Annotated in this window: 8 protein-coding genes, 1 pseudogene and 1 riboswitch; of the genes and pseudogenes, 4 read left to right on the forward strand and 5 right to left on the reverse strand. The window is 60.4% G+C overall.

Annotated elements, in window-relative coordinates; all coding sequences use genetic code 11:
• The 3 genes from moaA to QZ511_RS07640 all read right to left on the reverse strand — a co-directional run.
• A partial coding sequence (moaA, locus tag QZ511_RS07630; RefSeq protein WP_295801311.1) for a GTP 3',8-cyclase MoaA occupies positions 1 to 738 on the reverse strand: 738 nt, incomplete at its 3' end.
• Between the two features lie 2 nt (positions 739 to 740).
• Positions 741 to 885: riboswitch (molybdenum cofactor riboswitch) on the reverse strand.
• A gap of 88 nt (positions 886 to 973) precedes the next feature.
• The gene (locus QZ511_RS07635; RefSeq protein ID WP_295801313.1) at positions 974 to 2185 is read right to left on the reverse strand and encodes an alginate export family protein; all 1212 of its coding nucleotides are present in this window, start codon (positions 2183 to 2185) and stop codon (positions 974 to 976) included.
• Positions 2186 to 2376: 191 nt separating this feature from the next.
• Complete coding sequence (locus QZ511_RS07640; protein WP_295801315.1) at positions 2377 to 3684, reverse strand: nitrate/nitrite transporter; 1308 nt, start codon at positions 3682 to 3684, stop codon at positions 2377 to 2379.
• 335 nt (positions 3685 to 4019) lie between these two features.
• On the opposite strand from QZ511_RS07640, the gene QZ511_RS07645 reads away from it, so the two are divergent.
• From QZ511_RS07645 to QZ511_RS07660, 4 genes and pseudogenes are all read left to right on the forward strand, one after another.
• Entirely contained in the window at positions 4020 to 5495 is a 1476-nt protein-coding gene (locus QZ511_RS07645) for a NarK family nitrate/nitrite MFS transporter (RefSeq protein ID WP_295801318.1), read from the forward strand.
• Complete coding sequence (locus tag QZ511_RS07650; RefSeq protein ID WP_295801319.1) at positions 5496 to 7220, forward strand: bifunctional protein-serine/threonine kinase/phosphatase; 1725 nt, start codon at positions 5496 to 5498, stop codon at positions 7218 to 7220.
• Between the two features lie 144 nt (positions 7221 to 7364).
• A pseudogene (locus QZ511_RS07655) lies at positions 7365 to 9662 on the forward strand (ribonucleoside triphosphate reductase).
• Between the two features lie 197 nt (positions 9663 to 9859).
• A complete protein-coding gene (locus tag QZ511_RS07660) occupies positions 9860 to 10498 on the forward strand; it encodes an anaerobic ribonucleoside-triphosphate reductase activating protein (protein WP_295801320.1) in 639 nt (212 codons plus the stop codon).
• A 91-nt stretch (positions 10499 to 10589) separates the two neighbouring features.
• Here the strand turns inward: QZ511_RS07660 and QZ511_RS07665 are convergent, their stop codons facing one another.
• The gene (locus QZ511_RS07665; protein ID WP_295801322.1) at positions 10590 to 11420 is read right to left on the reverse strand and encodes a peptidylprolyl isomerase; all 831 of its coding nucleotides are present in this window, start codon (positions 11418 to 11420) and stop codon (positions 10590 to 10592) included.
• Positions 11421 to 11475: 55 nt separating this feature from the next.
• Positions 11476 to 12354, reverse strand: coding sequence for a U32 family peptidase (locus QZ511_RS07670; RefSeq protein ID WP_295801323.1), 879 nt, complete (start codon positions 12352 to 12354; stop codon positions 11476 to 11478).
• Positions 12355 to 12361: the final 7 nt, after the last annotated feature.

The raw sequence follows: 12361 nt of genomic DNA on the forward strand, positions 1-12361 counted from the left end.
AATCAGGCCGATGCGGCCGGCGTAGTCCGGGTGGGCGTATTCCTTTGCCGGCCCGTCATCGCGGGCGCGCGCCACCGGCAGCCAGCCGCTGCGCAACAGCAACTGTTCAATATCGCTACCGGCCACATGGTTGCTGGCAAAAAAATCGCGGTTGTCACCGGTGCGCATCAGTTCGATAAAGCGCAGGCTCACCGGGGTCACCTTGATCCAGTCGAGAAACTGGTTGAACTCAGCGAGGTTGTGTTCCCGCAGCAATACCGCGTTGACCTTGGTGGGAATACCCAGCGCCAGCGCGCGATCGATTCCCCCGAGGATTTTCTGCAGCTTGTCGTGGCCGGTAATCGCTTTGAATTGCTGGGGATCCAGGCTGTCGAGACTGACGTTCAACTGACTCAGTCCGGCGCGCTGCCAGTCATCGATCTGGGAGGAGAGTTTGTAGCCGTTGGTGGTGATGGCGACCCGGCGAATACCCGCGACCCGACTTGCGGCTTCAATCAGCTGCGGCAGGTCCCTGCGCAGTGAGGGCTCGCCACCGGTCAGGCGCACCTTCTCGGTACCGAGGGCGGCAAAGGCGCGTACCACCGTGGCCACTTCGGCAACACTCAACGGCTGCTCCGCGGCAATGGATTCCGCACATTGATAACCATCCGGCAGGCAGTAGTTGCAGCGGAAATTGCACAGGTCGGTGACGGAGAGGCGCAGGTAGTAAAACCTGCGTCCAAAACTGTCTTGTAACATTAAATGCCTTTCCAAAAACGCCTTTCCAAGATCGGGAGGCCGGCCGATTTCTCGAGCGACCCTGGTGGCGGGGAAAGCCGACCCCGCCACGGCTCTCGTGCCATACGCGTCGCGCTTAGGCCCGGGAGCTCGGTGTTTAGACTGCTGGCAGTGTATCAGCGGGGGAGATTTCTGCTTGGGGCAAAGGTGGTACTCCCTCTGCCCGCAAGCCCGCTACTGATCGGTCGATGCGGATTTAGAAACTGGCGGTCAGCTGCAGCCAGACCTTGTCGGTATCCACGCTGTGCTGGTCGGCGCTGTAGCTGGCAAATTTCAGCAGCCCGGTAAGGTTGTCGGTGAGTTTGCGGCCGTAACTGAGATCCCACTCGCTGCCCCAGTCCGCCGATCCCTCCGCCGCGCTGAATTGATGATAGGTAACCCCGAGCTGGCCACCGCCCAGGCCGGCAGAGGCGCCCAGGTAACTGTCCTGCACCCCCGCCCCCGGTGTTGCCAGAAACTGGTCGGCAAAGCCCTGGAACTTGTGCAGGGTCGCCAGCGGCGTGGCAAAGCCTACTCCATTGTCACTGCCCAGCACCTCGTGCCCCAGCCGGGCATTGACCGGGCCCAGCGCGCCGGCTACCTCCAATTGGTAATATGGCGCGCTGTAGTTCAGGGTGCTGTCACCGCTGTCGCTCTGTTGCGCGTAACGCAGGTGCGCCTGCAGCGGACCGAAATCCCCCTGATAGTCCAGTCCCAGGGTGCGGCTGGATGCGTCTACCGCGTTCGCCAGATCCAGGTCGAGCAAGAACAGGGACACCTCGTGCCCCCGGGCCAGTGGGTAACGCAGGTTGAACAGCTGGATATCGCCGCGCAGGTCGCCCCTGGCACTGTCCTCGCCAAAAATGCGATTGACGTTGTAGACATAGCTGTAATCGACGCTCAGGGATTCGCTGTCGCCATACTGGAAGCGGTAGCCGTCGTAGGTCTGCTCGTTCTGGCGCCAGCCGACGCCGCCGACAAAACGCTGGTCACCTAGATTGATGCGCTGGCGGCCGGCGGTTGCGGTGTAGTCGCCGGCGGAATATTTGAGGAAGGCCCGGTTGACTTCCGTCCCCTCCGGGTCGGCGACCACCGGGTAGCGGGTATTGCCATTGACGGTGGAGTTGTAGGCATCGTTACCGATCGCGCTGACGTCATCCATTTCCAGCCCGGCACTAAAACCGCGATAGCTTCCGCTGTCCCAGGTGAGGCGGCTTTTCAATGTGGAGCCGTTGGCGTCGTCGGCGAGATTGGCCTGGTCGACATTTTCCAGCCGGTAGCGCAGGGTCACCCCCGCCTTGCCGTTTTGCAGTGCATCGATCAGGGTCGGCGAGCTGCTGTCATCGGCGGCCTGTGCCTGCAGTGCACTTGCGCTGGCAGCGCCGATCAGTGTCGCACAAATAAGTTGGGGGAGTTTACGGGGGCTCATGCGCTGTTCCTCTGCGACTGTGGTGAAGATGTTGCCATCAGGTAGTTGTCGGCAACTTACACCCGTTCACCCGCGTCCATAATTACCCAAATGGCGTACTGCCCCGATACCACTACCACCTGCAATCCCGATGCGTTATCCGAATTTGGTAGTAAAAAACGGGTTGTTCAATTTCCGCAAATTTCCGCCAATTAATCTTCGCGCAGGAAATTGTGCTGGCGGGCAAACAGCAGGCGCTGCTGCAAGCCATCGCGCTGCACCGCCAGATACATCGCCAGCATACACACCGCGAGCACACCGTAGAGCAACATAAAGGCCGCGCTGTGAATACCCACAATATCCTGCGCCATACCAAACATGACCGGCAGGCTGAAACCGCCCAGGGCACCGATGGTGGCAACGGTGCCACCGACACTGCCCATATGTTGCGGGTACTTGTCGTGGACGATTTTGTACATGGCGGCACGACCGAATCCCTGGGCAATACCGATCACCAGGATCAACAGGGTAAACAGTTCAATACCCACCTCGATCTCCAGGTGGACATCCCGCTGCACACCGTGAATGGTCATGCTGGTGGGCGGATAACTGAGAAAGAACAGGCACACGAGGCAGGTCCAGAACACACTCCAGTTGACCGCGCGGGCGCCGTAGCGGTCGGCAAACCAGCCACCCAGGGCACGCACACTGCTGGACACGGCGACAAACAGTAGCGTCAGTGCCATGGCTGTGCGCGTGGAAACCCCGTAAACCTCCAGGTAGTACTGCGGCAACCACAGCAGCAGCGCGAGAAAACTGCCAAATACGAAATAGTAATAGAGCCCGAAACGCCACACCCGCAGTTCCCCCAGTGGGCGCAGGTGAAAACGGATATCCTTTCTGCGCCGGCTGCGCATGTAGCGCGTTTCCTCCGGCGCCCAGAATGCAAACAGCACTGCCACCGCCAGCAGTCCGGCGGCGTAGAGCGGGCCAATCATCTCTGCCCCGAACCAGGCGGCGATGGCGGGCGCCAGCGACAGGGTAATCGCGGCACCGGCATTGCCAGCGCCAAAAATTCCCAGCGCCATACCCTGCTGGCGGCCCTCGAACCAGGGGCTGATATAGCGGATGCCGGCGGCGAAAGATGCCCCGGAAATCCCGAGCCACAGTCCCGCCAGCAGATAGCCGCCGTAACCGTGAATGCGCGGCAACAGCAGCAGTATCGGAATCACCAGCACCGTCTGCAGCAGGAGCAGCTTTTTGCCGGAAACCAGTTCCGCTAGTAAACCCACGGGAAAGCGCAGCAGCGCACCGCTCAGCATCGGCGCGCCCAGCAGCAGTCCGAAGCGGGTGGCGGACAATTGCAGCTGATCGGCAATGGACACCCCCAGCACCGCGTACAGGGTCCATACGGAAAAATTGGCCGCGAATATGGCAGTGGTCGCCACCAGCGCGCGGCCGGCAAGTCGCTCGGTGTACTGCATCGGAGACGGCAGAGGGGACTCTTGTGGCGAGAGCATAGGGGATCGCTTTCTGTCTGTCGGTTACGCAATTTTACGCGGGAGCATCCAGGCACCGGTGCGGCTACCCATAAAAATTCCGGCACGCGGATTTCCACACGCGGACTACCACTTTCGGAGTAAGTCTTGCGCTCACAGTGCGGCGGTAAGCGGCTGTGCCAGCATACATAACTGCCCTTCCCTTCAACCCGCATCGTCTCCAAAAGTGGTAGACGGTCTCAGGAGTAAAAAAATTTCCCCGGAGTTACCACCAATGTCCGCTTTCCTCTCTGTAGTCACCTTTTACCATGAACGGCATCCGGTATTGCTACATCAATTCAAGCAGAGGATTTGCAATGAGCACATCGAGCGGTCTCAATCTCTTCAACTGGCGCGATCCCAAAATAAAGACACTGCATATCACCTGGTTCGCGTTTTTCCTGACATTCGTGGTCTGGTTCAGCCACGCACCACTGCTGGTATTTATCAAGGAGGCCTTCGATCTCAGCAGCCAGCAGGTCAAGGCGCTGTTGATCCTGAATGTGGCGCTGACAATTCCGGCGCGCATCATCATTGGCATGCTGGTGGATAAATTCGGACCCCGCTCGATTTTCAGCGCACTGCTACTGATCTCGTCCGGTATCTGCCTGGGATTTGCCACCGCCGACAGCTATGAATCGCTGGCACTGTTCCGCTTCCTGCTCGGCTTTGTCGGCGCCGGCTTTGTGATCGGCATCCGCATGGTGGGGGAGTGGTTCCCGGCCCGGCAGGTGGGCCTGGCGGAAGGCATCTACGGCGGCTGGGGCAACTTCGGTTCCGCCGCCGGCGCCATGACCCTGCCGACCATCGCGCTGGCATTTGGCGGTGAAGACGGCTGGCGCTACGCGCTCGGCCTCACCGGGGTCATTGCCGGCCTGTACGGGCTCTTCTATTACCGCGTTGCACGCAACACGCCGAAGGATTCCACCTACTTCAAACCCAAAAAATCCGGCGGCCTGGAAGTCACCAGCAAGAAGGACCTGTACTTCTACCTGTTGATGAATATCCCCATGTACCTGGCACTGGCGGCACTGGCTTACAAACTGTCGCCGGCGGGTGTGCAGCTATTGAGCAGTGACACCACCTATCTGCTGTGGGGAGTGCTGGTGTTGCTGTTCGCGGTACAGACCCGCCAGATCTGGCACGTGAACAAGGAACACCTGCAACAGGGGGTGCCCGAGCTGGAGAAATACCAGTTCAAGCAGGTGGCGATTCTCAACCTGGCCTATTTCGTTACCTTCGGTTCCGAACTGGCAGTGGTATCCATGCTGCCACTGTTCTTCCTCGAAACCTTCGCCGGTCTCGACGCGGTACAGGCGGGACTGCTGGCCTCCGGCTTCGCCTTTATGAACTTGGTGTCCCGCCCCACCGGCGGACACTTCAGCGACAGCCTGGGTCGCCGCCGCAGCCTGATGTTCCTGATTGGCGGGCTCGCCGTGGGTTACCTGGTATTGAGCCAGATCAACAGCGGCTGGTGGATCTCCGTCGCGGTGCTTGCCACCATGGCCTGTTCCTTCTTCGTGCAGGCGGGGGAAGGTGCGGTGTTCGCGGTGGTGCCGCTGGTGAAGCGTCGCATGACCGGGCAGATCGCCGGCATGACCGGTGCCTATGGCAACGTGGGCGCAGTGACCTACCTGACCGCGCTGTCGTTTGTCGACTACAGCAGCTTCTTCCTGATCATTGCCGCCTCCGCCGGACTGGTGTTCTTTGCCTGCGCCTTCCTGGACGAACCCAGGGGCAAAATTGCCGAGGTACTGCCGGACGGCACCGTGCAACTGATCAGCGTGGAATAAATGCAACAGCTCGAACTGCAATCGGGTATTTGCAGCCGCGCCGGAATCAAGCCGCAGAATGAAGATGCGGCGGTGTTCCACTGGCCCACTGATCCGCACCTGCAGGAATACTTGGGTGCGGTGGCCGCGGTCGCCGACGGCGTGAGCTCGGCGGAGGCTGGTGCACTTGCCAGCCGCACCGCCACCGCGCAGTTTGTCAGCGACTACTACCGCGCACCGGATACCTGGTCCGCGGCGCGCGCCGGACAGCAGGTGCTGACCTCGATCAACAACAAGCTGTACCGCAAAAGCCACGATTTTGCCCAGCAGGAAAAGGGCTTCCTGTGCACCTTTTCCGCACTGGTATTCAAGTCCCGCAGCGCGCATTTTTTCCATGTGGGCGACAGCCGTATTTACCGGCTGCGCGACAGCAAACTCGAACTACTGACCCGCGATCACACCGTCACCCTCGGCCACCGCCGCCGCATCCTGTCCCGCGCACTGGGCATGGATACCAGCCTGCAGGTGGATTACGGCCGAATTCCCCTGCAACAGGGCGATCGCTATTTACTGACCAGCGACGGCGTCCACGATTTTGTTCCGGCAGCAACTGCCACGGAGGTATTGCGGCGGCACGATCTAAATGCACAACAGCAGGCCGAGACCCTGGTGCGCTACGCCGAGGAAAGCGGCAGCGACGACAACCTCACCGCGCTGGTGGTAGAAGTCACCGCACTGCCCACCACCACCCTCGACGAATACAACCACCAGCTTACCCGCCTGCCGTTTCCACCAGCGCTGGACCCGGGCATGGTACTGGACGGCTACACGGTGATACGGGAACTGTTTTCGTCGGAGCGCAGCCAGCTCTACCTGGTGCGCGATAGCGAGAGCGGCAACACCCTGGTGATGAAAACCCCCTCGGTCAATTACGAGGACGATGTCCACTACATCGACCGCTTCATACAGGAAGAGTGGATCGGTCTGCGCATCCAGAGTGATCGCGTAGTACGGATTTGCCGGCAAAGCCGCCGGCGCAGCGCACTCTACTACCTGATGGAATATATCGAGGGCGGCACCCTGGCGAGCTGGATCGCCCGCAACCGTTTCCCCAAACCCACCGAAGCCTTCCGCATCATCCGCGAGATTGCCGAAGGGCTGGCGGCGTTCCACGAACAGGAAACCATTCACCAGGACCTGCGGCCGGCCAATATCATGCTCGACGAAAACGCTCGGGTGAAAATCATTGATTTCGGTTCGGTGTATATTGCCGGATCGGCGGAAGTCTTCCGCCCATTGCAACACCCCGCCGCACTGGGCACTGCGAGCTACGCCGACCCCCACTATCTCCTCGGCCGCAACAGCGGTATCCAGGGCGATATCTACGCGCTGGCCACCATTGCCTACGAGGTTTTCACCGGCGAACTGCCCTACGGTGAAACGATCGCTGACTGTCGCTCGCGCAGCGACTATGAGCAGCTGCACTACCGCAGCGCGAGCCAGTTCAACCCGGTAATTCCCCTCTGGTTCGATCGCGCCCTCGAACGCGGCTGCGCCATCGACCTGGAGCAGCGCTACCACAGCCTGGACACCTTTATGGCGGACCTGGCGAACCCCAACCCGGATTACCTGCGCGACGATCCCGCAGACCCACAGCAACAGCACGCCTCGCTGTTCTGGAAAATTCTCTGCGGCCTGTGGGGTGCAACCCTGCTGGCAATGCTGGCGCTGTTCTCATCCCCCTGATTGCTTTTCGTCAAGCCACACAAAAATACACAATATATGGCGATAAAAATTTTAACCAACACAATATATAGTGATTCAGATCAAGAGCCTTCTGCTGCGCACCGGTAGTATCCGGGAAAAAATCAGCGAAGGATGCCCGACACCATGTCCCTGCCACCGATCCCAGACAGTACCCACACACAAACCAACAAACAAAACACCAGCAGGCAAATCAGCTCCAACGCCGGCGAGCGCCACCTGGTGCGCAAGCGCGACGGCCGCACCCTGGCGTTCGACCGCGACCGCATCAATCGCGCCATCCTCGCCGCCGGCCAGGCCGCCAATGCGTTCGGCGCCGACGAAGCGGAACTGCTGTGCGCGCAGGTGGTGAAAGTGATCGGCCACCGTTTCCATGGTGAGATGCCGGTGGATATCGAGGACATCCAGAACATCGTCGAGCAGGTGCTGATCAGCAACAACCACCTCGACACCGCGCGCGGCTACATCGCCTACCGCAGCCGCCACCAGCAGTTGCGCAATGACCGCCAGACCCTGGTGGATGTGGGTGCGTCCATCGACGAGTACCTGCAGCAGGCGGACTGGCGCGTGGCCGCCAATGCCAACCAGGGCTACTCCCTCGGTGGCCTGATCCTCAACAGCGCCGGCAAGATGATCGCCAACTACTGGCTCAACCACGTCTACAGCCCGGAGATCGGCGCCGCCCACCGCGACGGCGACCTGCACATCCACGACCTCGACATGCTCGCCGGCTACTGCGCCGGCTGGTCCCTGCGCACCCTGCTAAACGAGGGCCTGAACGGCGTGCCCGGCAAGGTGGAATCGGCGGCACCGAAGCACCTGTCCAGCGCGGTCGGCCAGATCGTCAACTTCCTCGGCACCCTGCAGAACGAGTGGGCCGGCGCCCAGGCATTCAGCTCCTTCGATACCTACATGGCACCGTTTATCCGCAAGGACCAGTTGAGTTATGCACAGGTGCGCCAGTGCATGCAGGAACTGATCTTTAACCTCAACGTGCCCTCGCGCTGGGGCACCCAGACCCCGTTCACCAACCTCACCTTCGACTGGGTGTGCCCGGAAGACCTGCGCGAACAGGTGCCGGTAATCGGCGGTGAGGAAATGCCGTTCAGCTACGGCGAGCTGCAGGAAGAAATGGACCTGATCAACCGCGCCTATATCGAAGTCATGAGCAAGGGCGACGCCCGTGGCCGCGTGTTCACCTTCCCCATCCCCACCTACAACATCGCCCCGGACTTTCCCTGGCACAGCGAAAATGCCGAGCGCCTGTTTGAAATGACCGCGCGCTACGGCCTGCCCTATTTCCAGAACTTCCTCAATTCGGATCTCAGCCCGAACATGGTGCGCTCCATGTGTTGCCGCCTGCAGCTCGACCTGCGCGAACTGTTGAAACGCGGCAACGGCCTGTTCGGTTCCGCCGAGCAGACCGGCTCCCTCGGCGTGGTCACCATCAACTGCGCGCGCCTCGGCTACCTGCACCGCGGCGACGAAGCCGCCCTGATACGCGCGCTCGACCGCCTGCTGGAACTCGCGCGGGACTCGCTGGAAGTCAAACGCAAAGTCATCCAGCGCCACATGGACGCCGGCCTCTTCCCCTACAGCAAGCGCTACCTCGGCACATTGCGCAATCACTTCAGCACCATCGGCGTCAACGGCATCAACGAAATGCTGCGCAACTTCAGCGACGACTGCGACAGCGTCGTCACCGAAAATGGCCACGCCATGGCAGAGCGATTGCTGCAACATATCCGCGCGCGCATGACCGAATTCCAGGAAGCCACCGGCCACCTCTACAACCTCGAAGCCACCCCCGCCGAAGGCACCACCTACCGCTTCGCCCGCGAAGACAAAAAGCGCTACCCGGACATCCTCCAGGCCGGCAGCAGCGAAGCCCCCTACTACACCAACTCCTCGCAGCTACCCGTCGGCTTTACCGACGACCCCTTCGAAGCCCTCGCACGCCAGGAAGCCCTGCAAACCCTCTACACCGGCGGCACCGTCCTGCATCTGTATCTCGGCGAACGCCTCCCCGACGCCGCCAGCTGCCGCGAACTCGTACGCCGCTCCCTGGAAAACTTCCGCCTGCCGTACATCACCGTCACACCCACATTTTCCATCTGCCCCAAACACGGCTACCTGAGCGGTGAACACCCCTTCTGCCCGCAGTGCGACGAAGAACTGATCGCCCAGAAACGCGGCTGTTGCGAACACTGAAAATGATCAACCCCCGGTAAAACCCAAAAAATGAGGATAAAAGCCATGGAAACCAAAACCATCGTCCTGAGTAACGAAGAGCGTACCCCCTGCGAAGTCTGGAGCCGTGTCATGGGTTACCACCGCCCGGTCTCTTTCTGGAATCCGGGCAAGCAGTCGGAGCACAGCGAGCGAAAATATTTCGTCGCTACAGAAAAGAAAGCAGTCCAATAAGTCCGAACCGAAGTATTGAACTCGATGCGAAGGTGCTACTGACGGTAAAGACTTGCCAGATCTTCTAAAACAGGGATGTTTTAGAAGAGCCCCCATGGATGGGTTCACGGCGTGTCTGGCAAGTCTTTACCGTCAGTAGCACCGCCACAGAAATGGCTAAAGAACCGCCACCGGACTTCGAAAAGACGCACTCAAAAATGCCCGAACAACTAAGAGTAGGCGGTTTCACTCCCTTCACCGCCATCGACTTCCCCGGCGCCCTGTCCGCCGTCGTCTTCTGCCAGGGCTGTCCCTGGCGCTGCCGCTACTGCCACAACGGCAGCCTGCTGCCAGCAACAAGCGACGACCTCTACCAGTGGCCACAACTACTGCACCACCTGCAACAACGCCAGGGCCTGCTCGACGCCATCGTTTTCTCCGGCGGTGAACCCACCGCCCAACCCGCCCTCGAAAACGCCATCAACCAGGTGCGAGCACTCGGCTTCAAAACCGGCCTGCACACCGCCGGCATCTACCCCAGAAGACTCGCAAAACTCATCCCCAAACTCCACTGGGTCGGCCTCGACATCAAAGCCCTGCCACAGAACTACCCCGCCATCACCAACGTCCGCCACAGCGGCACCCCCGCCTGGGAAAGCGCCCGCCTGCTGGCAGAGTCCGGCATCCCCCTGCAGGTACGCCTCACCCGCCACCCGTCACTCACCACGGAAAAAGAAATCGCACAGATCCGCACAGAATTGCAAAAACTGGGAATTAACGAGCTGGTAGTACAGAAGTGCAACACCGAAAACTGCCTGGATCAGGCATTGCACAGCAACGTTATCCACAGGCAGTGACCGGAGTAAAAGCGAGAACAACACGAAAAAGGGCGCGGCTACTTGGTAGCCACGCCCTTGATGTTTACAAAGGGAGTACAGGAAGGATCGATCAATTCGGTCGCGGCACCTCCGCCAGCATATCAATCCCGCTGATTTCCGCTGCAGCTACCAGTTGCTGCATATATCCATCCAGCGCAATTCTGCGGTTGCGCTCCGCCAGGTATTCCCGAATCTTGTCTTCCACGTAATCGAATTCCAGTTCGCGCCCGAGCTGCATCTGCTCCACATAAATCAGGTGCCAGCCGTATTCCGTGCGCACCAACTCCGGTACCAGACCGGTAGTGCCTGAGAACACCGCCTGGTCGAAAGCGCGCACCATTTCTCCCCCGCTGACCTGGCCCAGACTGCCACCGGTCTTGGCGGAGTCACAGGCGGAGTGGCTGCGGGCGAGCTCGCAAAACGTTACCAGCGGATCGGCGGCATCGGTGATCTGCTGCAACAACTGCAGAGCCCGCGCTTCGCAGGCATCCACCGCATCGTCACCGGGGCTGACCGGGATCAAAATGTGACGCACTTCCGCCAGCGGCGACGACAGGAAAAACTGACGGTTATTGTTGTAGAAATCCTCAAGTTCCTCGCGGCTGCATTCTGCAACCTGCACCTCCCGCGCCAGCAGCTGCTCCACCGCGGACTCGAATGCCTCGCCGTTGATATCCGCATCCTCTTTACACAAGCCCTGTGCCGCCGCCGCGCGGCGCAACAGGTGCCCCAGCACCATGGCGCGGCCGGCGCGATAGGCCGCCTCCTGCGGTGTCGGTGCCGGGTAGTACTGCATTTCTGCATAGATCTGCGATTGCGGAATCTCAACCCCGTTGACGCTGACCGGGGACAGGAACAGCGGTTGCTGCCGGGTGTTGTCGGTTGCCAGGAGTGGGTTCATAGGGACCTCCGATATGTGAGTCCGAAATATGTTTTTCAGGTTGCGCCCCGGCGATTCAGCCGGGTGCGCGGGCAATCAATTCAAGACCGGGACGGTCACACCAGTAGCCATCCACACCCGCCGGCAGGATTTCTTGGGCGGGCTCGCCGCGGCGGGCAGCGTCGAAGGCCGCAATGATTTCTTCCATCCGCTGCCACTGCGGCGACAGGCGCAGGATATCGATCCCGAGTTCGCACAGCTGTGCATAGTGGGGCAACAGATTGACCGGTTCCCCGGACAGGGTCTGGATGCCGTTGATCAAAAACAGGGACTCCCCCTCCTGGGAGGCCAGCGGCAAACCCTCGGGGTATTCCATACAGCGGTATCCGCAGTTGTCCTTGTCGAGCCCCAGGTGGCGGGCGGTAAAGCAGCGCGCCGAATAGGCCAGTGGCATATGGCCGTAGGCAAACAGTTCGACTTCCGGCTTGTTGTCACAGCTGTCGAGTATTTCGCCGAGCTGCCGTGCACTCATTTCCACCGGCACCGTCCAGCGCACCATGCCCGCAGACATCAGCTGTGCCAGCGCGTGCTGGTTATAGATATTGAGCGCCGGACCGCCGACAAACGGCACCCGCGCGTCCGACAGCAGCTGTACCGCCGACATATCGTTGGCCTCCACCAGCATCTGCCCGTTGTCACAGATCTTGCGCACCCAGTTAAGGTCAGCATTCGACTCCAGCAGGGTCAGGGTAGAGAGCACTATCTGGCTATCGGACACCTCCGTGAGGGTCTGCGCCAGTGTCAGCCAGTCACTCGCGCGCAACTGATGCCGTTTGCCGCACACCACCTCGCCGAGATAAATAATATCCAGCGGCGCCGACAGCATTTTTTCGTAGAACAGATTGATATCGGTGCGCGTCCAGTAATATTGCGCAGGACCCAGAGCGAGCTGCATGTTGCTT

It is taken from the genome of uncultured Microbulbifer sp. (assembly GCF_913055755.1).
In the GTDB taxonomy this organism is placed as follows: Bacteria; Pseudomonadota; Gammaproteobacteria; order Pseudomonadales; family Cellvibrionaceae; genus Microbulbifer.

Coding starts and splice junctions, on each gene's coding strand:
- QZ511_RS07645 (WP_295801318.1), top strand. CDS start 4,020: ATGAGCACATCGAGCGGTCTCAATCTCTTCAACTGGCGCGATCCCAAA.
- QZ511_RS07665 (WP_295801322.1), bottom strand. CDS start 11,420: ATGAACCCACTCCTGGCAACCGACAACACCCGGCAGCAACCGCTGTTC.
- QZ511_RS07640 (WP_295801315.1), bottom strand. CDS start 3,684: ATGCTCTCGCCACAAGAGTCCCCTCTGCCGTCTCCGATGCAGTACACC.
- QZ511_RS07660 (WP_295801320.1), top strand. CDS start 9,860: ATGCCCGAACAACTAAGAGTAGGCGGTTTCACTCCCTTCACCGCCATC.
- QZ511_RS07670 (WP_295801323.1), bottom strand. CDS start 12,354: ATGCAGCTCGCTCTGGGTCCTGCGCAATATTACTGGACGCGCACCGAT.
- QZ511_RS07635 (WP_295801313.1), bottom strand. CDS start 2,185: ATGAGCCCCCGTAAACTCCCCCAACTTATTTGTGCGACACTGATCGGC.
- QZ511_RS07650 (WP_295801319.1), top strand. CDS start 5,496: ATGCAACAGCTCGAACTGCAATCGGGTATTTGCAGCCGCGCCGGAATC.